This is a genomic window from Nostoc sp., assembly GCF_036919575.1.
Classification (GTDB): Bacteria; Cyanobacteriota; Cyanobacteriia; order Cyanobacteriales; family Nostocaceae; genus Nostoc.
On record NZ_JBALBY010000005.1, the window covers coordinates 88,297 to 109,885 of the forward strand.

The window sequence follows — 21,589 nt, forward strand, 5'->3', positions numbered from 1 at the left end:
CGTGCGGGGGTGGAGGAGTTTGAGCAAACTTTTCAAGACAGATTTTAGATTAAAGAATTGAAATTTAATCCAAAATCGTCAATCCAAAATCCAAAATTGAATTGCCCTGTTTGCCCAATGCCCCATCCCTAATTAACACGAGATAGCATAGTCAGCAATCCTTGCTGACCTAGCAGGATTTCTCGCAACAGGCTGAAGATACCAACCCAAATAATAGGTGTAATGTCCACCCCGCCTATAGGTTGGACTAGCTTTCGCAATGGGATTAAAAATGGTTCAGTGGGCCAAGCTATGAAATTAAAGGGCAAACGATTCAAATTCACTTGCGGATACCAAGTGAGAATGATGCGGAATATAAATAAAAATGTCATCAGCCCTAACACAGGACCCAGAATCCAAGCAGTCAGGTCAACACCAGTCATCGATTTCAGCTACTATCTATCTGTAAAGAAAGAACTTAGGCGATCGCCAGAAAATTTTAAGAAAATTTTAAGCTTTGTAAAGCACTCTCATTATAATTTTATTTCAATCCCTAATAGGAATTAACACAGAACCACCGTCCCCCCCGAATGGTAAGACCCTCATCGGTATTGAGTTGATTATACACTGCTTGCTTCGGCTGGTTGTCTATAACCACAAGCTGCCTCCTGCTGGCATTGATCAAAAAGCAAACACGCTGACGCGGTTAACTCAACAACCGGTGAAAGCAGTTACCAAGTTTGGTAGTTCAGTGTTAGAGGCTTCTCAAGAAAGTAATACACTATTAAAATTAGGATGAAGTGTGTAAAAAAAGGTTTGAGAAGTATGACGCCTTCTTTAGCAAATTTTCTTTGGAGTTTGGCTTGGGGTAGTGCAATTGTTGTGATCCCCGTTACAGTTGGTCTAATTTTCATTAGCCAGAAAGATAAAATTCAGCGTTCATAATGCTTATGAGAGTCAATTCGACTCTCACAACCGATTGTCTGTCAGGTATTTATAATTGCATCAAAAGTAGCAGTATTTGCCGCTATAAGCAGTTGTAGCTGGCAGACATAGGTTTTTTTATTTTTCGGTGAACAGCTTCAGAGCTTCTTTGCCAGAGGCTTTGAAGCTTCAATATATCGTGACTAATTAGAGTAGTGATTTTAATTGTGACTCGCTAACATAGATTTGATATTGGGAAAACAGCAATGATAAATTTTGGGCTGAACTCAGCCAGTTTTCTGGCTCAGGTTAATTTTGGAGCAAACTCAGCCAGTATTCTAGGAATTTTCCTGGCTGTAGCTGGGGCAGCACTGTATTTTCTCCGCACTGTGCGTCCAGAATTGTCACGGGATCAAGATATCTTTTTTGCGGCAGTCGGCTTGCTCTGCGGCTTCATTCTCGTCTTTCAAGGATGGCGGTTAGACCCGATTCTACAATTTGGTCAACTGCTTTTAGTCGGTACAACTGTGTTTTTTGCAGTTGAAAGTATTCGCCTGCGGAGTATAGCTACCCAGCAAGCAAAGCGCAACACTCCGATTGTGGATGATGAGCGAGAGGTAAGCGGAAATTATTCAATGAACCGCAATCGCAACAAGAAGTATGGAGCTCAGATGGAGGCAGACTTAGATCCACTGCCTTATGAAGACGAGGAAGACCGCCCCTCGCGTCCCCGGATTCAGGGTAGCAGGGATGAGATTTCAACTCGTGATGACTACTACAGGGAGCAACCCCCCCGTCGTCCAGAACGCCGTAATAGCAGCAGTAGCGAAAGACAGGCTCCAGCTGATAGAACGCGTCGAGGTAATTCTGGGCGTCCGGTGAATCGCCCTTCTGAAAGCTCTGAAGAAGAGAATTGGGGTTCTTCATCTAGGGAAGTTGATGATTGGGAAAGTTCGAGTGGGGAAGTCAGAAAACCTTCTCGCCGCAGTAATAACAGACCCCAGCAACCAGAAAATCGTGAAGATGATGTTGCTCCCAGACCAAGAAGGCGTCGTCCACCCACTGACTCAACTCCTCGAAGAGGGCGCGAAGATGATGACGCCATACCAACTGATTATGTGCCATACAACCCGATTGAAAAGCCAAATCAGGAGCCAGATAATTTGACTGATTATGACGATGTTTAAAACAGTTGGCGTGGAAGTAGATTTAGAGGCGACGGAAAACAGTTGAGGTGGAAAAATTTACGCCTACATTTTGGCTCCAAAGACCAATTCATTGGAGCCTGGTTTTTGGTTTAACAAGTTTGCTTGTATCTTGTGGTTCTAATGATATTCCCATAGGGCCTACTTCCCTCAACAGTCGCTACACCGAGGAGCAACCTGCTTTGAGTGGAAATGGGCGCTTTTTAGCGTTTGTATCTAATCGGAATGGTAATCAGCAGCTACTAGTGTACGATTTGGAGAGGCAACTGTTTATTAGCACACCGGGGATAAACCGACAGGAAACAATTGCCGAAAGTCCTAGTTTGAGCTACACAGGACGTTACATTTCTTATCTTACTAGCGACCAAGGTAGACCAGTGGTGGCGCTTTACGATCGCGCTACGCAACAGTCACAAATCGTCACACCAATCTATCGCGGCTGGGTTAGAAAACCAAATATCAGCCCAGATGGACGTTATATTGTTTTTGAAACCGCCAGCCGTGGTCAGTGGGATATTGAAGTCCTAGACCGGGGGCCAAATATTGAATTAGATATTCCTAATGGTGCAACTGTGGGTTCACCTCCGTAGGATAAAGTTAGGAGTTAGGAGTTAGGAGTTAGGAGTTATGAGACTAATGACTAATGACTAATGACTAATGACTAATGACTAATATATGAAACGTGTTTTTTTTATACCTTTATTTTTCTGCTTAAGTTTATTGACTGGGTGTTTTGGCTACCCTCGTATTTTGAATTATCCCTTTGATCCGGGGGGTCGCAGTCTCAATAGTTTAGCGTCGGAATTAGACCCCCAAATTTCTGGGAGATACATTGTTTTTATTACTGACCGACGGGGTAGCCAAGATGTTTATATGTTTGATACGGTAACTCGTGATTTGGTTGATTTGCCAGGTTTAAACTCCTTTGATGCGATCGCAACTCATCCTAGCGTTTCACAAGATGGTCGTTATATTGTGTTTGGTGCTAGCCGTCAGGGGCGATCGGCTATTTTTCTCTATGACCGGGAAACACGCCAATCACGGAATTTGACTAATAACCTACAAGCGGAAGTCCGCAACCCGACAATTAGCGCTGATGGTAGTAGAATTGCTTTTGAATCGAGTAACAACGGGCAGTGGGATATTTTAGTATATGACCGGAATGGACAGCCGTTGAATATACCTCAAGAACCGCGTTGAAAAAATGGGGAGTGGGGAGTAGGGAGTGGGGAGTGGTGAAATAAAATTCTCTACTCCCTACTTGCTAAGTATGGAGAAATAAAATCCCTTACTCCCCCTACTCCCTACTCCCTACTCCCTACTCCCTACTCCCTACTCCCCATTTCTTCTTGCACAGATTCAATGAGCGATCGCACTTGTTCTGTCCCCTCAGAAGCTTCAAATGACAGGGGAAACTTACCCCGGAGGATCATTCGCAAACCGAGGGGTGCAAGACTGAGTAATCCTTTTAAATCCCGAAAATAATTACCGACTACTTGTAAACCAAATTGACGTTCATCAATCCAACCACCTTCTTTAACTAAATCCACCAAAACTTTCCGATGACGAATTGAACGACTATCGCTGTCTTGTTTCTGGGTGAGAATTTCTTGTTTAATTTTGGTGATTTGTTCTAATGGTGCAACTTCCATTGGGCAAACTGAATCGCAGTACAAACAACGGGTGCAACCCCATACGCCTTTAGTGCCTTCGTTATAGCTTTCTAAACGATTTTCGGTATCACTATCGCGGGAGTCTGCTACCATGCGGTAAGCTTTGGCAAGGGCATGGGGGCCTACAAAGTCTGGATTAACTTCACGGGCATTGCATTCAGAGTAACAAGCACCGCACATAATACAGTTGCCAGTTTGATCGAGGCGCGATCGCTCTTGTGGTGTTTGCAAAAACTCTCTTTCTGGTACTTGTCTTGCTGCGGTACTCACATAAGGAGCAACTGCTTCTAGATTATTCCAGAAACTGCTCATATCTACAACCAAATCTTTAATCACGGGCATATTGCCCAGAGGTGCGATCGTGATTTCGCCAATAGCATTTACTTTACTTTCGGATGATGCTATTTGTTGTAATCTGGCAAGTTCACTGCCAACATTTTCCTTACAAGCTAAAGCCGAACGCCCATTAATTCGCATAGCACAGCTACCACAAATGGTATTGCGGCAATTTTTGCGAAACGCCAAAGTTCCATCTTGCTCCCACTTAATATGATTGAGGCAATCCAGGATTGTATTACCTGGTTCTGCCTCTACGAGGTAGGTTTGCACAACAGGGGAGGAATTTTGTTGCTGTCGAATCACCTTAAAAATAACTTCCATGACCACTAACCCAAATTTTAAAATTACTTCACTAGCCTCAACAATCATCAGTCAAGGCAGGTAGTTGCGAAAAGTGAGATATACTTTTTTTGCCCTTCATTCAAATCCTGGTGTTAACAGGCTGACGAGGAAAGAGCGACTGATTCTAGTTTAAGGATAACCATTAAAATTTTACTTCTAGCAGCGCTGTAGGCAAGATTTGTGTCAAATTCTGAGTTAAAACGCCAAAAATGTGATCGCAGCTTTCCATTAAATTTAGCTGTTTGGGAATGCAAAGGAAAAGGGGTTTGCTCAGAAAGGCGCTTAGGTTTATCTTTAACCTAGCGATCATATCCATATTAAATGCATATCAGGTTAGGGACACGTCTTGATGTCAACTTGAGTCAAGCAGTCCTGGCTGAAAAATTCCGCCTTCGCTACCGGTTGACGGAATTTTTTGATTATATAGAAGTGTAAAAGCACATATTCAATATATAGTAGTGGCGATCAAGCGGTAGGCAGATGTTAAGATATTTATTCTTCCCATAGACAGACGTACAAAATTCTCTGACCGCTTTTGAGCTTACAGTAATAAACCGAGGAAAAATCCTCACCAGTTTCAAATATAAGTTCTTGCACCGGGAATCCATGATCCGCGAGACTTTTAGATTTTTGCTGACTTTCAATCAAGAAAATCTTGGATTTAACTCATTGGTCAAAACTACTCGTCTATATTAGATAAGTTTTTATAAAAGCCATAGGGCAATACTCACGCTTGCAATAAAGGGTTACAAAAATCCCCAAGCTTTAAGTCCAGGAATTTAAATAAAAATTTACCAGCAACTTTAATTCAAAATTAAACAACTATTTTGCTATTATTAGTCCATGCTAGTATTTAATATAAAATTACGAAGTCACAAAACCAGAATCAATAGCCGTATAAGCGCGGCTACTACTGCTTTGTTGATTCGTAATGTAGAGACAAGAAAATTCGCGTCTCTACTGGCAGGACAAAAGGGCATATGCCCGTAGGACTCTATTGAAATACTATGCTGTCCTAAGCTTGAGAGGACGAGTAGAGAAAACTCTACTTGCTCATTGGCCAGAAGGGCAAGCACTGAAAGTGAAAAACCTGCAATTTTTTGGTTCTACGACTTATTTGTAGTAGAAGCAAGCCAATTTGTTAAGGTGGCTGAAAGTTACACCGCTACAGTAGCGCCAAAAGAGAAAACAATTTCATTTCTAATGGCGAATAATGGTTAAAAGTGCCGTAAAATCAGCAAAATTAATGTCTGTGGCAACTCTGACCTCTAATTTGTTGTGGACGACCATATATAGAAGTGCTTTTGGCTCCTATCAGCAGGAATTCACCCGTTACACTAGAGTCCTCAGTAGCTCTATGCAAATGCTAAAAAGTCAAATGCTGGCATGAGAGTACATCGTTTATCAGTTTGGAGAGAGTAAGGAAAATTTGAGCATAATGACTGAAACTGCAACCGCGCCATTAACCGGAAAAGCACTACTTGCTAAAGTAAAAGAACTTTCCACTTTACCGCGCCGAGAAAGAGCTAAACAGTGCGGCTATTACACTGTTACTAAGAATAACCAGGTTCGTGTCAATCTCACCGATTTTTATGACGCTTTGCTATCGGCTAGAGGAATTCCTCTAAGTCCAGAAGCACCTAAAGATGGTCGTGGTCGTGAACCGACATATCGCGTTAGTGTCCATCAAAATGGTCAGATTGTGATTGGTGCCACATATACCAAAGCAATGGGCTTAAAAGCTGGAGATGAGTTTGAAATTAGGTTGGGTTACAAGCATATTCACTTGATTCAACTCGGTGAAACCGATAAAAAACTAACCTCACAAGATGTAGACTCCGACGAATCTGACGAAGATTTGGAAGACGAAGAGTAAATTTGCTGATGGTAGGGATAAGTTTCAGGTGATGATAACTTGTCCTTACCCCGACAGCAAACTAGTAGCTCTATTTAGAAAATTTTGTCGAAGTGAAAAATACGATTAGACCCCTTGCAGGAGTCACCAAATTTAGTAGAGTCTTGATTAATCAGCAAGAAATCTATAGTGCAAGAAGTCTATCGTGTTTTTTTTGTTTATTTTGATAACTTTTTTTGAACCTTCAGTCAACGTCCTACTGGTATTTATGGTAAATGCACCACCACTAGTTATAGTGATGGCATTTTTTATTGGCTGGATAATTTGCTGGTTGCCACTAGCAGCAGTATCAGCAATATTGCTCAATTGGCAACCTCCCAAACCTTTGCAGCCAGAGCAAAAAATGCCGTTATTGTTGTCACTCTACCTATTAGCTCCCCTGATTCTATGGGGAGTTAGTTGGCTGACCAATAAATCTTTTTCGGATTACGGCTTTGTTGGGAATCTTTTAACTCTTGGTTCTTTAGCACTAGGTTTCGGTTTGGGAGTGGTGAGCCTAGCTATTGTATTTAGTGGGCAATTTGGGTTAGGTTGGTGTTGTTTTGAAAAGACGAATTTCAAGTTAGTACTACCCATCTTGCTACCGATTTTCTTGATAGCGTTATTAGTCGGTGGCATAGAAGAGTTAGTTTTTCGCGGTTTCCTGTTCACTGAATTAGCGCCGGATTATCCAGTTTGGGTAGCAGCCGCAATTTCTAGCTTGATTTTTGCCTTGCTACACCTAGTTTGGGAGCAACGTGAAACGGCACCGCAACTCCCTGGATTGTGGCTGATGGGAATGGTGCTGGTGTTGGCACGCTTTGCTGCGAAAGGCAATTTGGGTTTAGCTTGGGGACTCCATGCGGGATGGATATGGGCGATCGCTACGCTAGATACAGCAGAATTAATTACTTACACTGGTAAAGTCTCTGACTGGTTCACAGGTAAGAACAAAAAACCCCTAGCTGGCTTGGCGGGAATTATTTGTGTATTGGGAACTGGAGTGATTATCTGGCTTTTCTCTAGGTATTTTTAATTTCGCGTTCAGGTGCAATATTTGAGAGGCAAGCCTGCTAACGAAGCAATATCTTGCAAAGACAGGGAAGCCATGCACAATTAAGATAGAACTGGAGCAGAAGTCTATGGCATACAGTGATTTTAGTCTTCTTAAAGTCAGAGATGCGTTTGGCTTAACTCTGGAAGAGACACGTAATCTGTTTCTAACTGTAGGGGGTGTCCAGCCATCTGACTTACTGAAGCGGTTGCTAGATGAGAACCTAACTTTAGCAACTGCCATCAACAGCGAAAAAGCCCGCTCTGAGTTCTTAATCGCTCCGATTCTGTCTGAGGTAAGGCGACAGTTAGATTATCAGATCAGCTTATTTTCAGGTACAGAATTCAATGTTGATCCTGCTCAAGGACTTTCAGGTTTTTGTGACTTCATCCTCAGTGCATCTGGTGAACAGTATTTTATCAGCGCTCCAATAGTCACTGTTGTAGAGGCCAAAAATGAGAATATCATCGCCGGATTGGGGCAATGTGCAGCCACAATGATTGCTGCTCAGATATTTAATCAAAGAGCAGGTAATGAGATTCCAGTCATCTATGGAGCAGTGACAAGTGGAACCGCTTGGAAATTCTTAACTTTAGAACAGAATACTGTTTGCATTGACTCAGTAGAATATTATGTTAATTCCGTCGATAAGATTCTGGGAATTATATTACAGACCTTTGAAAGTTCCTTGTCTAAAACCCTAGTATAGAGAAATGGTAAGTGGATAGTCTGAGGCGACAAGTTAATTTTTGAAGCGACATTCATCCGAACGTTTCCGTCTTCATCTCTGGCTAATTTTTCCAGGGTGCTGATTGGCGTATTCGGGTTTTGGGCTACTGCTTGGCGAATCTTTGGTTGTTATGCTTGAGCTAGTTGTTCCAAGCTACTGGCGGGGGTTGTTCAGGTTTTGCGCTACAGCCTCACTTACCTCTGCTACTCAGGACTTTTTTCACCAACCATAAATAAAAACTTTTCCCCGAAGCGGCTAATGTATATGTTTTCGCTATCCATGTCTGAGTATCTTGGTTTTCCTTGTAGGTTATTTACATCACATAATCCTCTTTCTACTAAATTAGATAAACTATCTTTTACCATTTCTTCTGTAGGATTCTCTATTTTCCTTTGTTCTAACGCTATTACAATTTCAGAATTCTTCAATCGATTTCCTCCTTTGCGAAAATCAAACATAAATTCCAAAATGTTAGCGTCTATACCATCCAAAAGTCTTAATGTCTCTATATATCTAGGGTGAATTGAATATCCTAATATTGCTGACTCTAATAAATTAATCCATTTTTGTCTAATTATTTCATTTTTATGTCCTATAAGTATATTCTCTAATATAGGCTGCAATGTTTCCTGTTCAATATCTTCTATTGTTTCTATTAATTCTTCAGAATTTATATCTTTAATATTTGGCTTGTTAAGAATTATTTTTAGCGTTTCAACTAAATTAGCAGCTTTCTTTCTTGTCAAATTTCCAATTTGGATTATTTCTTTTTCAAAAAGTGCTTTGATTAAAATTGTTATTCCTGCTTTATCTGCATTACCTAAAATTTCAGTAATTATTGGTATTATATCCATACTTTTCTTTTATCTTTGACTTATGAGATATGATTTCTATAAAAATATTCTCAAAAATAATAAATAGGTGGTTGAACTCTAAGATATTCTTTATATATCTTAACCATTTTTTGCACTTTTAACATTTTTTCTCTTATTTCATGTTCTTCATGATTTTCATCCACGATACATATAAAATTTTCAATATCTTCAATAATTAGATTTGATATACTTGCCATCGGCATAAAAATACCGTAATCTTCCATGTGAATTAGTTTATATTTAAAATCAGTGTACTGGCTTAAGTATTTATTCATTAACTTTATTTCGTCTGAAAAAGTTTTATTACAGGCGATAATATAAATATTATCCATTAAAAAACATATAAAATTATTAGATTTGGGGATTAAATATTTTCTTTTGTCAATCAAACCATATGCTGCTATTAATTTCTTTATTAGTTCTTCTTCAATCAAAGAAAAGAATACGCAACAAACCTCTTCCTCATCAGTTTTTAATCTGTGCCGAAAAATTTCATCATCTGTCAAGTTCCGCTTTCTGGTTACTACCTTATAATTTAATTTGTAATAATTGAGTCTATGTAAATAACGCTCTGTTTGTTCTTTGGGAATAAAGTCTAAGAGATAAGTTCCTGATTTTGAAATTCCAAATTTTATATTTCGATTAATACCCATAACATCAATAGCGAAATTGAAAGTAATTGCTTTATTTTTGTCTATGACTATAGGATGCCCAGAATTACTTAATTTCTAACAAACTTTTTATGTTAGTCTGTACAGACCAATATTTAAGGTAGTTGAGGGGCAAAAAACTGACCAATGGGAATGAACGGTTTTGTCTACATCATAGAATCACCATCAAAACATGATCTTCTGCATGGACGAGTAGAAAGTCGCGCACTGAGTGAAGCATTTAACCTAGCCAGGATTCCCTTTTGGTATAGCCTCGCATCCGACAGAGAAATGCTTGCTGAAGCACTTAGCTCTCATCTTGTCGATGCTTGTTCTCACCAACATCCACTGGTTCCTATCCTTCATTTCAGCTTGCATGGAGACGAAAATAATGTAGGTCTTACTGGGGTATGAGTAGCATTCACGCAGAAAACCGGGTTAAGAGATATTACATGAGTAATACAAGCATTTTCAGAAGCTGAAACCCTTATTTTATCATTGAGTAGTGACTCGATGATCAGCAGAGCGTCAATGAGCTTCGTTATCAGTATAATCCTTATTTAATAAGGCTTTTAAGCTTAACTCGGTTTTCTGTTCCGATGATACTTATGCCCGAATTACAGTTTGCCAGCTAAGTTCATCAACTGTTTGAAGTTCATAAGATCAATCATGTTGTTGGCGCTGTCAATTTTGATCCACCCTTTCTCATGCAGCTTTTCCATAATTTTGGTGGTTTCTTCAACGCCGATTTCTGTCACCTCGGCTAAATCTTTGAAGGGAATGTTAAAAATTTCCTTCCCCAAATTGGATTGCTGACCATAACTTTCTCCTAAAGTCACTAGGGTATGGGCGAGTTTGACTGCTGGTGGTGAAGACCGCATTTGTAAGCGCACGTTAATTTGCCGCAATCGTCGCACCATCAGTTGCAACATCCGGTGATGTAATTGCGGGTCTTTAAACAATATTTGAATAAAACGCTCTCTGGATATGCTAATCAACTTCACGGGTGAAAGGGCAATGACATCGGTTGAGCGTGGAGATTCATCCAAAATTGCCATTTCTCCAAAAAAATCGCCCCGGCCAAAAATTGCCAGAGCTACTGAATCTTCACCGACGGTTCGCCGGACTTTGACCCAACCAGATACCACGAAGTAAACGGCGTTACCCCAGGCATCTTCCATCACAACAGCTCGCCCAGATGGGTATTCATGTTCAATTGCAACGTTGAGTAGCCATTCCAAAGTTTGGGGAGTGGCTGTACTCATTAAGGGGAAAAGTTCACTAAAAACCTCAGTTAGCATGAAATATTTGCAACAATGGGATTCAAGAGCAGGAAACTAACTTTGCTACTATAAGTTTGTTTAAACCGTAATCTTACTCAGAATACGATCGCAAAATTTGTATTTATTTTGAGATAAACCTAATCAGGTTGATCGGTCTAGGGTTCAATTAAAACATAACAATTATGTATGCGATCGCAATCAGGGGTTTCACTGACAGATCGATCATTTGCTGTTTGTTGGTGGATTGCTTTCCAGTCCTAGTATTTTGATCTGTTGGTCTAAATTTTTCACTAGTTGATTCAGGGCTACCATTGCCTCTGATTGCTGAGAGTCAAGGCTGGGATTCAGCAAAAGCCGTTCTTGTAGTTCATACAACTTCAAGCTTAGTTGCTGAGAAATTCCTAAGGCATCACGGCTCAAACGCGCCAACTGTTGTTGTTGATAGAACTTTAATGCTGCTCCCCGCAACACTTGGAGTGTTGCCTCTTCGCCGTAGTTTCCCGGCATGACTCGCAAGCGTAACAATAAGCGGTTCTTTTGATATACGTATTCCTTCTCTACCTGTTTTGGTTCTGTAACCGTGGTGACAGGCAGGGAAACAAACCGCTTTAATTCATTCAGTACTCCTTGGAAAACAGAGAGCGGCAGTTTGTCTAATACAGACTGCAAGACTCCATTATCACTCCACAATATCCTACCTTCATAAGCTTGTCTTTCTAAATACAGCCGACCAATTCCCCCAGCCAGAATTCGCCCTAGCAATTCTTCTAGTAATTTCTTGGGTGGTAGTGTTGGTAAAACCTCAATCGGACTAAATTGTTCGGGAACTTGTGTAGACAAAATAGGTAAATTGTTTGGTGCTGTTGCTTCAGAAGTCTCTCCCTCTTGACCTGTGGAAATCGGTGTCAAGAACGTCGTAGTTTGAGATAATTTATCTAGCTTTGGGATCGGAGGCAAGTCTACGCGCTGCCAAGAATGTTGACGCTTTTGTGTCTGAAACACCATCAATATTGGTTGCTGATTTGATTCCGAGTCGGCATCTAGGGAGGGAATAGGTTTGTCAGTAATGGTAGCTGCGCTATTTGTTGGGGAAAAGTCCGTTCTTGGCTGATGCACAAGTTTTGCATCTAGCTGAGATGTATTCTTATGGTTGAGGTAGGCTGAGAGTATTCGGCGGTGAACGTCGGCTGCGATCGCCTCAGTTATTGTTGTGCAATTGATATAAGACAAGATGCGACTAGCGTAATCTAGTGCTTCGCTGTCTTGTAGATGAACCATACCTAGCAAGAGGTTGTTGTCTTCTAATTCAAAAGGCAAAATCTGGTGGTAGAGGCAAGCTTCAAAAGACAAAAGACTATCAATCAGCTGGAATATTTGCTTACGAATGTCTACTCGCTCCCAGTGGCTTTGTGTAGCAGTTAGCACTTGCTGTCTATTTACTGCGGTATCTGTTAGTTTGCCTTTTGAAGACAACATAGGTTTGATTTGCTTGGTGTTTGCTCGTATACTATCTTTCCTCTAATTTAATTTAGTAAGCATTTAATCAAGATCCTTTGTTAAATTATTAAAAATTAAATTATCTATACATAAATAGACGTAAGTCAATAATCAATTTTGGATTGTAGTTTAGTGATAATACTGAGTTAGGGATGAGGGGGATGAAGAGGTAGATGGGAAAAACTTGCTATATGCCCCTGCTCCCCTAGTTCTCCATCTCCTACTCTTCCCCACGACCTCAGTAAATCAACTAGATGTCTCACAGTTTACTCCTGAGTTCTTAAAGCTTGGGCTGCAAGATAGACTTTTGTCCATTCGCCTAGCACTTGATGGGTTTTGAGTTTTAATTGTTCGGCTATTGCTTCTATTGAGTTTCCTGCTTTCCGCAAATCTAGGATCTGCCGCCCCAGAGGAGTCAATTTTTCATTAAGTTGCTGCCATTGGTTTTGTGTTAATCCCAAGTTATGTTCTTGCAAGGAAATTGAGAGCCAACTGTCTACGAGTTCTGGTTTACCTTTGAGGGTAAAAACACGCACAGCATGGTAACTAATTTTTTCTCGCAGACGGTATACTTCCTTAGTCTGCTTATTCATTCTCTGGGCAATATCTTCCTGTGACTTACCTTGGAGATACAGTCGTAGCCATTCCACTGCTTCTGTTCCCAGATTTTCTTGTAAATAATTTTCAAATTCTTTTTGTACTGACTGGCGCAGTGCTTGTTGTTCCTCTAGTTGTTGTGCTTCTTGATATTCTGCGATCGCCTGACTATCGACTAAGTTAACTCGATTATCATTATTATCTGTGAGAACTTCTTCCGACACTAGTCTAATCAAGTCACCGCTTGGCACTTGGGTTAAGCCACCGCGCTGAGTGCGACGCAAGTAATTCACAAAACGGTAAGCTAATAGGGGTTGATTGCGTACTGGCCGCAGAGAATATTCTTCTACACTGGCAAATAGCAGAGCATCGCCCAATCGTCGATCGGTTGTATATTTGGCAATATCAGCCATTTGCTGTTGCATATGGCTATCGCTTTGCAATAATTCTTGGAGTACTTCTTGTAACACATCGATCACACTGCGCTGGCGATCGCGGCTGAGGGAAACCCAAGTTTGAATCTTATTCCGTAATGTTACTAAACTCCCCAATCGCATTATCAAGTTGCGATAAGCACGTTCTCGCCCCAGCCCCAAGTAGCGTTGACGTAAAATTCTCCAGCGATATTCCATCGCTTGCTTGGCAATATCGAATTCTTTAGGGTTAAACAGATCAAACCGTTTTGAGTCAGATCCAAATAGCCAGAGAATAATGCTTTGCCTAGCAGCTTCATTTTGGTCTGGACATTCCGCAGCCAAGCGCTTTTGCCAATCTAGAGCCAGTTGTTCTACATCCTTTGTCATAATGAGATTGCGTTCCTCGAAACTCAATTTTGAAGTTTGCATCACAACCCCCATTTGTCCCACCTAATTGTTTAACTGGCAACTGCCCCGGATTTCATGAGTTTCATGAAAACATCTAAGTGATTCCACTTTTATTACGTCTTAATTCACTAAAATTATGCAGAATTTTCTACATTGATGTTTTGCTTTCAAGTTTAAAAAGCCCCAAACCTATACCTATAAAGCGTTACGGTCTATTGTGTTAATTTTAACTTTTTGTAAAGTTATGTTATTAAAACTTACGCATTGACAAAATTTTGATTGTATGGTGATGACCATAGTAGGCATAAATCACCTCAATAAAGTCGGGGTTTTGAACTAGCTATAACTTACGCATTGACAGAAAGACAATTATGTAAATAAGGTGTAACCTTCTTTCTTACATGCTTCTGTGACTGCGATATTTCCTGTTTGCCTCACAACTAGAAGAATAAATCCAAGTCAGCTAAGGAAGCATCGTCATCAGAGGAAACTACATTTCCAATTTTGGAAATAGGAGCGAAGGAAAACTTCTTAACCCTACAAGTAGCGATCATGCATACTACTGTCTATTTGTATAGTGCGTAAGTCCTAGTTATTTAACTGAGAACAGAAATTTACCTAGAGTGGTGACAATACACCTTTGCATGAGATGGATCGAGGAAATCTGACATTTTGTAACCGAGCCGAGGAACAAATCTAATTTAACTTAATGCCAAGACGTTATTTCACCCGTATAAGTTTCAACCGTCTACAACCCCTTACGTAGAAAAATAATTAGTATATTTAAATACACTTAGCGTTAGTGATATTTTCCCCCAGAAGATGCTGCCAAGACTGCGCTGACTCCTCTTAAAAATGGGCTTAACTCCCTCATTTTTAAGGCTACGGTGTACACACAAGTCCTAAAAACCTAGCTTGATGAGGTTTTTCTCGTTCCCATACTCCGTATGGGAATGCATTCATTGAGTCTCTGACTCAATATTTAACTGGAGGCAGCAGCCCCTAATCAGCATTCCCATGCTCTGCATGGGAACGAGGAAAACGAGGAAACAATGTCCAATCGAGCTTTTTTCGACTTGTGTGTACACCGTAGCCTTTTTAAGGAGGGTTAGGGAGGATTAAGTTGCAAAAAAATTGTAGTAAAAAAATTGTAGGTTGGGTGGAGGCAAAGCGTAACCCAACATCCTGATAATCAGTTGGGTTGCGCTCCGCTCCACCCAACCTACATCTACTTAACTGAATCGGATTAAGTTAAATTTCGTAATATATTTGAATTTTATTAAATGTATATAGGTAAATTACCGTTTAAGAGGATGTTTAGTAAGTCGTTATATAAAACCTTAAATAAATTCTTGGATAAATACTATCGCTACAGCGTGGAATCAGTTCTAGTATGGCAAATTTATCCTTTTTAAACTAGCTTTACCCACAACTATGCCTCTAGCATTGGCGAGTTATTCTTAAAACTTTTACATTGGTAAAAATGAATAGTCAACAGTCAATATTTACTTTGACTATTGACTCTGACTGTTGCTTTCCCTCTGCTTCAAAATTCAACTTATGCAAAATCTCAAAACAGAAACAATGCAACCCTCAAAAGCTTTAATAATCAGAAGCCTTACAAAAGACTTCTCTTTGAATTCATGGGGATTCTTGTCTTAAATTTTGAATTACCGCCCAGGAGGTTGACTCTATCTACTGTTGGATGATCTAACAATGGGATTTTCTACAGATTCTCGATACTGTTGGACTTGTTCTGTGTAACCAATTGGCAGAACAGCTTCAACGTTTTCATGGGGACGAGCAATAATCACCCAAGATTCTAGGGTACCGCCATAAACATTCTCTGCGGCTTCAACACCAGCAGCCATAGCTGCTTTTACTTCCGAAACATCGCCACGAATATTAACTGTAAAGCGAGCGCTACCTACTCTGATATAACCAACGAGGGTGACTCGACCAGCTTTTAGCATCGCATCTGCTGCTGCTAGCACCGCAGGAAAACCTTTCGTTTCAAGTGCTCCAACTGCCTGTAATGACATTATTAATCTCCTGTATGAATAAACGATATGGGGGCGACAAGTTAATTGTACGAAGCTTCGCTACAGATTTTGATAGCAAAATTGCTTAGAAGATGCGGAAAGGTTCTGATTCTTCAGTGAAATGGATTGGTAATATGGTTTCCACATTTTCCGGGGGATTAGGAACGATGTAGTAGGTAATTACTGTACCAACCTTTACTTCCTCTCCGGCTGCGATTCCGGCTTCAACTGCTCTTTTTACCTCAGCAACGTGTCCCCGGACGGCGACTAACAAGCGAGCGCTTTCGGCTTGACCATAATACACAATTGTGACTGCGGCAGCTTTGACCATTGCATCTGCTGCTGCTAAGACACTAGGAAAACCTAAAGTTTCAATTACGCCAACGGCCATTGGCATGGCATTAGCTCCTGGATTAAGGGATAGGCGACTTCAATTGTACGTGGCTTTAGTCCAAATTTTGACATTTTGGAAAACTTTCTTTGATGCCATAATTTTTGGGGGAGTGGGGAGTGGGGAGTGGGGAGTGGGGAGTGGGGAGTGGGGAGTGGGGAGAGACGCGATTAATCGCGTCTAGGGAGTGGGGAGTTAGAATATTTTGATAGCCGTTGGTTGATGTTTTAGATATTACAAATAATACTTCAGCGTCTTAGTTTGTATAATTTTTGTTGTTTAACAAAATCAGCTATGCGTGGAAGCAAGCTAGTACGATAAACTGAAATTTATGTTTCCGAATTTTCTTCCTACAGCAGTTGGGCAACTGACAGAATCTGCCTCGATCGCACTAGCTCAGAGTATTCAAACAACTGCTCTGGCTACTCCTTTAACTAATCAACCAGTTACGACAACCTATGTCAAGCAAGGGAGTGGTGGAACTCCTATTTTATTAATTCACGGCTTTGACAGTTCTGTATTAGAATTTCGGCGGCTTTTGCCACTGCTTTCAAAAGATAATGAAACTTGGGCAGTGGATTTGTTGGGTTTTGGGTTTACAGATAGACTCTCAGAAATTCCTTATAGCCCAACTACGATTAAAACCCATCTTTATTATTTCTGGAAAAGCCTGATTAACCAACCTGTAATTTTAGTGGGCGCTTCGATGGGGGGTGCGACGGCGATTGATTTTACGCTGACTTACCCGGAAGTAGTAAAAAAGCTGGTGTTAATTGACAGTGCTGGCTTGACAGGTGGTTCACGATTAAGTAAATTAATGTTTCCCCCGTTGGATTATTTAGCAACTCAGTTTTTGAGTAATCTGAAGGTGCGCGATCGCGTTTCGCGCATTGGATATAAAAATCAAAGTCTTGCCTCTGCCGATGCGCTATGTTGTGGCGCATTACACCTACAAATGCACAGTTGGCATCAAGCTCTGATTTCTTTCACTAAAAGTGGTGGTTACAGTGCTTTTAGACTTGAAATACTATCACAAATTGTGCAACCAACGCTAATTTTGTGGGGCGATGCCGATAAAATTTTAGGTACTGGGGATGCCACAAAGTTTAAAAGGGCAATTCCACACAGTACTCTCATCTGGATTCAAGATTGTGGTCATCTCCCACACCTGGAACAACCACAAATCACAGCCCAGCATATTTTAGAATTTAGCTCTAAAGCATAAACCACAGAAGTATCAATTGTGTCAGAAATGGCACTGCGGGAATGAAGCAGTGCCATAGGTTTTGAGGTATTGCTATTTAATCTTTATCGAACAGAATTCAGTCGCGGGTCTGAATCCCCGACTGATTCATTCTGACTCCTGAATTCTGACTTCTGAATTCTTCTTCAACTGACTCTAGTCAAGTAACCACATCTCATTAGAACTATCAGGATACTCATTTGGTTGATTTTGAGGTTGATTTTGAGCTAGTGTTTCCGATGACCGATGTGATTTTTTGTAGTTAAGTGGATTGTACTGTTCTTTTACTGGTTTGATCGCGCTAGTTTCTTTGACAACAAGTTTAGATTTATCTTCTGCTGTTTGTTTTAAAGCATTAATTTCTTCTATCAACTGGGAATTTGCTTGTGCAAGTTGCAGTGCTGTTTTTTTGGTTTCGTCAAGTTCTTTTGTTAGCTGTTCTAGTAATGATTGTTGTTCCGATGCAAATGTTTTTTGCTTAGATAATTTTGATTGCAAATTAGCAAGTTCCTGTCCAAGAGATGTTTCTTTTTCGTGGCTTTCTTCCAGATTACTTGTCAATTCTTTGACAGTTGTTTCTAAATCAGCCTTAGTGGGACTTGTACGCTTAGTAGAAATTGGCTCAAGTATTTGTGCTGAGGATTCCTCATCAGATGAAGCCTCTTCTTCGGCAATTTTTTCTGCTGTAACTTCGATCGCAGGTTCACCTTCTGGGGGTGTAAATTTTTGCGCCTCTTCTTGTAATAAGTCAGAGAGACTTTGTTTCCTAGCCATTATTATTTTCTCCAATCACGCTGTAATTCATCAGCTGCACGGCGGTAGTCTAATTCCGCCTCCCGTGCATTTCCTCCTCGCCATTGAGTAATCGCTACACCTTCAAGTGCTGCTCGTTCATGAGCTTTATAGGCACGGATGAAGGTATTACAAGTAGGAATACCTAAGCGAGTCAGAGTATTTTTTGCTTCTTGCGCTTCCCCCAGACTGCGCGTATCGACTTTGGTGAGCAATACCCGATGGGGGGTTCCCAAGGGGATGACGGCTTCCTTGACTGTTTCCACGAGGATTGCTAAATCCATTGCGGCTGGGGGTGTAGGCAAAACTAGATAATCTGCGATCGCAACTACCGCCACTAATGCTTCAGAGCGTAGCGCGGGAGGTGTATCCACCACTACTAAATCGTAACCTGTTATCTTTCCTAAATCAGCTAAAAGTGTGGGATCAGTTTCTTGAGATAAATCAAATCCCATTCCTTGCTGACTGCGCCCAAACCACCAACTGGCAGAACCTTGAATATCTGCATCAATCAGCAGCACCTTGTTTTTCTTCGCAAAGTTTGCAGCCAGATTGACTGCGGTAGTCGTTTTACCGACTCCTCCTTTACCGTTGAGAATAGCGATGATTTTTGGCACTGCTTTAGCTAGGGAAAGGGAGTGGGGAGCGGGGAGTAGGGGAAGAAATCAAATTCATGTTTGGTTGTGGGATTTTTTGATGATGGACTGACTTGAAACAGTGTTGAGTACTAAGTTAGTTATTAGGAGTATTAATTAATCATTATCCTTTTCCCTCACTTCCCACTCCCTACTCCCCACTCCCTACTCCCCATTAATGAATATACCGCTTTTTGTAACCCTAAATAACATGAAAAGTCGTAACAATAAAATTCAGAAGCCATCAACTCCCCAAAATTCTATGACAACAACTTACAATCTGCCTGATGGGCCTGAAATACCGCGCTGGTTGCGGATGATCAAGTTTATTAGTCAGCCAGTGAAATATGTAGATGATTTTGGCAAAATCTATGGTGACACTTTCACGATCAGGAGTAGTCGCTCTAATAATCATCTTGTGTACTTTAGTCAACCCCAAGCACTTGAGCAGATTTTTACTGCTAATTCTAGCTATTTTGAGGTTGGTAGGGGGAATATAGGACTAAGATTTTTGCTTGGCGATCGCTCCTTTATGTTATCAGATGGCGATCGCCACCAGCGTCAACGGCAACTATTAGCTCCTCCCTTTCATGGCGAGAGGATGCGGGCTTATGGTCAGGATATCCGCGAAATAACCCGACAGGTGAGTAATGAATGGCGAATTGGCAAGCCTTTTAATATCCGTGAGTCGATGCAAGAAATCACCTTGCGTGCTATTCTACCTCTACAGATACTTATTGCGTGTAGACTTGACAGGAAGCCAACTGATGTAGCAAGATTTATTTAAGTCCCTTTCGTCCCACATCTCGAAGTGGATAGGAGGCAATGCATGATTGGCAGTATTTCTTTAACGACGATCGCAGCAATTTAAATCAAGGCACTTACCGCATCTTTGAGCCGGAGTGGAAAGCAGAGATTCTCCACTGGTTCAGCCAAAAGGATGTGGATAAGCAGCAGAAAGAAGATTTTATCCAAGCTTTAATAGATTTTGATGACGGCTGCGGCGATTTTTATCGGTATCGCGCCTATTTTTTGGCGGCTGAGGCTTTATCCCAGTTCCCAGAATGTAGTTTGGGTGATGCGATCGCAGAACAACTGCTGAAATGGAGTTATGCCTATTTTCGGCAAGATAAAAGCGATTGGCAAATGCTACCAAAACCATTGGTGAAGACAGCTAGAAAAACTCTGGAATTAACCGATAGAAAACGGGTTATTGCCGCTTTTGTCCATTTGGTTCATACTACTGAAAGTCGCACAGTTCTTAGACTTGCAGCCGAAAAGTTAGGAACACTTGATCCGGGTAATAAAAGTGCGATCGCAGCTTTAATGCTGCTAATTCAGCAAAATAACTCTCATCTTCGGACTGCAATTCGTAGCTTAGGAAAAATTGGCTATGGCAATGAAACTGTAATTACTACTTTAATCCAATTCATCAAAATAACGCCTGGGAATGTAATTCATAGCTTAGGGAAAATTGGCTACGGTAACGAAACTGCGATCGCTGCTTTAATCCAATTTATCAAAATGAAGCCTGATGAGATCACAAATGAGTGGTTGATGTTAGAAGACATATATGAGGGTGCGATTAAAGCTTTAGGAAACATAGCTTATGGCAATCGAATTGCGATCGCTACCCTGATTGATTTCATTCAAAGATACAAAGATCATGTGATTTGTTCAGATGCAGCTAAGGCTTTGTGGGATATCGATCCAGGTAATGCAATAGCGTTAAATACTTTAGTCCAGATTCTCGAAACTACCGAGAATACATATTTGCTCGATATGTCTGTTAGATATCTGATGGTAATTGATCCAGGTAACAAAGCTGCAATTACTATTTTAACTGAGAGAATTAAAACCACTCAGAATGAATTTTTCCGTTGTAAGGCTGCTTTATGTCTAGGAAAATTCGATTCAGGTAATAGAGTAGCAATTACCACTTTATCCAAAATCCTTGAAACTGCTGAGGAGGAATGGGTGTATTTTTATGCAGCAGATATACTAGCACCAACTAATGACTATCAGCAGCAAATAATTAAAGCCATGTGGAAAATGGTTAATTTAAAAGATGAGCGTACATCTCTAGATGCGCTCTTTATCTTGCTGGAAATAGACTCCAATAATCAACAGGCGTTTGATACTCTAATTCGGCTCTTGAACACTACAAAGCATGAATCAATTTTGACAAGTGCTGCTTATGATTTACAACAATTTAACCTAAGCATAAAATTAGAAACCAAAAAACTAAATGAATTAATCGCCGTCTTTATTAGATTAATTCAAACCTATCAGGATCTTGCGGTTAAAGAAAATGAAAATGGAGATTTATTTCCTTCAGAGTGGCTATCCTATGAATCCGGTCTTTTAGATATAGCTGATAATTTGACAAGCGTCATCCAAAGCGAACATTTACCACAAGTAGTCATAACCCTAAAAGACTATCTGAGTAAACAGTTCTACAAAAACAGTTCATATCGCTACGAAGCCGTATTTAACATCATCTGGCATTGTGCCGAAAATCTAACTTACCCAGACTTCCACAAAGCAATCAACTAAACAATAAGCGCAGAGTTCTTATCTTCCTCCGCGTACCTCTGCGCTTCCCTCCGCGTCCCTCTGC

General features: G+C 40.7%; 24 protein-coding genes and 1 pseudogene. 13 read left to right on the plus strand and 12 right to left on the minus strand.

Annotation, left to right across the window (positions count from 1 at the left end):
- Nucleotides 1-128: 128 nt before the first annotated feature.
- Complete coding sequence (locus tag V7K27_RS02150) at nucleotides 129-422, minus strand: YggT family protein (protein ID WP_334943848.1); 294 nt, start codon at nucleotides 420-422, stop codon at nucleotides 129-131.
- Nucleotides 423-595: 173 nt separating this feature from the next.
- On the opposite strand from V7K27_RS02150, the gene V7K27_RS02155 reads away from it, so the two are divergent.
- The 5 genes from V7K27_RS02155 to V7K27_RS02175 all read left to right on the plus strand — a co-directional run bounded on the left by V7K27_RS02155 (nucleotide 596) and on the right by V7K27_RS02175 (nucleotide 3,308).
- Nucleotides 596-778 carry a hypothetical protein gene (locus tag V7K27_RS02155; RefSeq protein ID WP_334943850.1) on the plus strand — a complete coding sequence of 61 codons (183 nt, stop codon included), beginning with the start codon at nucleotides 596-598 and terminating at the stop codon, nucleotides 776-778.
- Nucleotides 779-804: 26 nt separating this feature from the next.
- Nucleotides 805-924, plus strand: coding sequence for a photosystem II reaction center X protein (psbX, locus tag V7K27_RS02160; protein ID WP_292763886.1), 120 nt, complete (start codon nucleotides 805-807; stop codon nucleotides 922-924).
- Between the two features lie 245 nt (nucleotides 925-1,169).
- Complete coding sequence (locus V7K27_RS02165; protein WP_334943852.1) at nucleotides 1,170-2,090, plus strand: Ycf66 family protein; 921 nt, start codon at nucleotides 1,170-1,172, stop codon at nucleotides 2,088-2,090.
- A gap of 47 nt (nucleotides 2,091-2,137) precedes the next feature.
- Nucleotides 2,138-2,698 carry a TolB family protein gene (locus V7K27_RS02170; RefSeq protein WP_334943853.1) on the plus strand — a complete coding sequence of 187 codons (561 nt, stop codon included), beginning with the start codon at nucleotides 2,138-2,140 and terminating at the stop codon, nucleotides 2,696-2,698.
- 85 nt (nucleotides 2,699-2,783) lie between these two features.
- Nucleotides 2,784-3,308 (plus strand): TolB family protein, encoded by a 525-nt coding sequence (locus tag V7K27_RS02175; RefSeq protein ID WP_334943855.1) that lies wholly within the window; start codon nucleotides 2,784-2,786, stop codon nucleotides 3,306-3,308.
- Nucleotides 3,309-3,433: 125 nt separating this feature from the next.
- Here V7K27_RS02175 and V7K27_RS02180 read toward each other — a convergent pair whose 3' ends face one another.
- Complete coding sequence (locus V7K27_RS02180) at nucleotides 3,434-4,441, minus strand: succinate dehydrogenase/fumarate reductase iron-sulfur subunit (protein ID WP_334943899.1); 1,008 nt, start codon at nucleotides 4,439-4,441, stop codon at nucleotides 3,434-3,436.
- Nucleotides 4,442-5,900: 1,459 nt separating this feature from the next.
- Here V7K27_RS02180 and V7K27_RS02185 point away from each other — a divergent pair.
- The 3 genes from V7K27_RS02185 (at nucleotide 5,901) to V7K27_RS02195 (ending at nucleotide 8,119) form a co-directional block, all read left to right on the plus strand.
- Nucleotides 5,901-6,338, plus strand: a complete 438-nt coding sequence (locus tag V7K27_RS02185) for an AbrB family transcriptional regulator (protein ID WP_334943857.1) — start codon at nucleotides 5,901-5,903, stop codon at nucleotides 6,336-6,338.
- A gap of 184 nt (nucleotides 6,339-6,522) precedes the next feature.
- The gene (locus V7K27_RS02190) at nucleotides 6,523-7,392 is read left to right on the plus strand and encodes a CPBP family intramembrane glutamic endopeptidase (protein WP_334943859.1); all 870 of its coding nucleotides are present in this window, start codon (nucleotides 6,523-6,525) and stop codon (nucleotides 7,390-7,392) included.
- A 106-nt stretch (nucleotides 7,393-7,498) separates the two neighbouring features.
- Complete coding sequence (locus tag V7K27_RS02195) at nucleotides 7,499-8,119, plus strand: hypothetical protein (RefSeq protein ID WP_334943861.1); 621 nt, start codon at nucleotides 7,499-7,501, stop codon at nucleotides 8,117-8,119.
- Here the strand turns inward: V7K27_RS02195 and V7K27_RS36370 are convergent.
- The 3 genes from V7K27_RS36370 to V7K27_RS02205 all read right to left on the minus strand — a co-directional run bounded on the left by V7K27_RS36370 (nucleotide 8,041) and on the right by V7K27_RS02205 (nucleotide 9,668).
- A complete protein-coding gene (locus V7K27_RS36370; RefSeq protein WP_442947582.1) occupies nucleotides 8,041-8,259 on the minus strand; it encodes a hypothetical protein in 219 nt (72 codons plus the stop codon). The two genes, V7K27_RS02195 and V7K27_RS36370, sit on opposite strands and share 79 nt — an antisense overlap.
- An 84-nt stretch (nucleotides 8,260-8,343) precedes the next feature.
- Entirely contained in the window at nucleotides 8,344-8,994 is a 651-nt protein-coding gene (locus V7K27_RS02200; RefSeq protein WP_334943863.1) for an Abi-alpha family protein, read from the minus strand.
- A gap of 50 nt (nucleotides 8,995-9,044) precedes the next feature.
- Complete coding sequence (locus V7K27_RS02205; RefSeq protein WP_334943865.1) at nucleotides 9,045-9,668, minus strand: hypothetical protein; 624 nt, start codon at nucleotides 9,666-9,668, stop codon at nucleotides 9,045-9,047.
- Nucleotides 9,669-9,812: 144 nt separating this feature from the next.
- Between V7K27_RS02205 and V7K27_RS02210 the strand changes: the two genes are divergently transcribed.
- Complete coding sequence (locus tag V7K27_RS02210) at nucleotides 9,813-10,079, plus strand: hypothetical protein (RefSeq protein WP_334943867.1); 267 nt, start codon at nucleotides 9,813-9,815, stop codon at nucleotides 10,077-10,079.
- A gap of 203 nt (nucleotides 10,080-10,282) precedes the next feature.
- On the opposite strand, the gene V7K27_RS02215 is transcribed toward V7K27_RS02210, so the two are convergent.
- The 5 genes from V7K27_RS02215 to V7K27_RS02235 form a co-directional block, all read right to left on the minus strand.
- Nucleotides 10,283-10,966, minus strand: coding sequence for a Crp/Fnr family transcriptional regulator (locus V7K27_RS02215; protein ID WP_334943869.1), 684 nt, complete (start codon nucleotides 10,964-10,966; stop codon nucleotides 10,283-10,285).
- A 204-nt stretch (nucleotides 10,967-11,170) separates the two neighbouring features.
- Entirely contained in the window at nucleotides 11,171-12,424 is a 1,254-nt protein-coding gene (locus V7K27_RS02220; protein ID WP_334943871.1) for a pilus assembly protein PilB, read from the minus strand.
- Between the two features lie 287 nt (nucleotides 12,425-12,711).
- The gene (locus V7K27_RS02225; protein ID WP_334943873.1) at nucleotides 12,712-13,899 is read right to left on the minus strand and encodes a HetZ-related protein 2; all 1,188 of its coding nucleotides are present in this window, start codon (nucleotides 13,897-13,899) and stop codon (nucleotides 12,712-12,714) included.
- Between the two features lie 1,658 nt (nucleotides 13,900-15,557).
- Entirely contained in the window at nucleotides 15,558-15,908 is a 351-nt protein-coding gene (locus V7K27_RS02230) for a carbon dioxide-concentrating mechanism protein CcmK (RefSeq protein ID WP_334803320.1), read from the minus strand.
- A gap of 85 nt (nucleotides 15,909-15,993) precedes the next feature.
- Nucleotides 15,994-16,305 carry a BMC domain-containing protein gene (locus V7K27_RS02235; RefSeq protein WP_334943875.1) on the minus strand — a complete coding sequence of 104 codons (312 nt, stop codon included), beginning with the start codon at nucleotides 16,303-16,305 and terminating at the stop codon, nucleotides 15,994-15,996.
- On the opposite strand from V7K27_RS02235, the gene V7K27_RS02240 reads away from it, so the two are divergent.
- Together V7K27_RS02240 and V7K27_RS02245 are read left to right on the plus strand one after the other, a co-directional pair.
- Nucleotides 16,304-16,483: a hypothetical protein gene (locus V7K27_RS02240; protein ID WP_334943877.1), complete on the plus strand. Its 180-nt coding sequence runs from the start codon at nucleotides 16,304-16,306 to the stop codon at nucleotides 16,481-16,483. The genes V7K27_RS02235 and V7K27_RS02240 overlap by 2 nt on opposite strands.
- A 147-nt stretch (nucleotides 16,484-16,630) precedes the next feature.
- Entirely contained in the window at nucleotides 16,631-17,524 is an 894-nt protein-coding gene (locus tag V7K27_RS02245) for an alpha/beta fold hydrolase (protein ID WP_334943879.1), read from the plus strand.
- Nucleotides 17,525-17,698: 174 nt separating this feature from the next.
- Here V7K27_RS02245 and V7K27_RS02250 read toward each other — a convergent pair whose 3' ends face one another.
- Both V7K27_RS02250 and V7K27_RS02255 read right to left on the minus strand, forming a co-directional pair.
- A complete protein-coding gene (locus V7K27_RS02250) occupies nucleotides 17,699-18,316 on the minus strand; it encodes a hypothetical protein (RefSeq protein ID WP_334943881.1) in 618 nt (205 codons plus the stop codon).
- Between the two features lie 2 nt (nucleotides 18,317-18,318).
- Nucleotides 18,319-18,951, minus strand: a complete 633-nt coding sequence (locus V7K27_RS02255; RefSeq protein WP_334943884.1) for a ParA family protein — start codon at nucleotides 18,949-18,951, stop codon at nucleotides 18,319-18,321.
- A gap of 280 nt (nucleotides 18,952-19,231) precedes the next feature.
- Between V7K27_RS02255 and V7K27_RS02260 the strand changes: the two are divergent.
- Together V7K27_RS02260 and V7K27_RS02265 are read left to right on the plus strand one after the other, a co-directional pair.
- Nucleotides 19,232-19,690 (plus strand): annotated as a pseudogene (locus V7K27_RS02260) (cytochrome P450); the annotation flags it as partial.
- A gap of 104 nt (nucleotides 19,691-19,794) precedes the next feature.
- On the plus strand, nucleotides 19,795-21,525 hold the full coding sequence (locus V7K27_RS02265; protein WP_334943886.1) for a HEAT repeat domain-containing protein: 1,731 nt from the start codon (nucleotides 19,795-19,797) through the stop codon (nucleotides 21,523-21,525).
- Nucleotides 21,526-21,589: the final 64 nt, after the last annotated feature.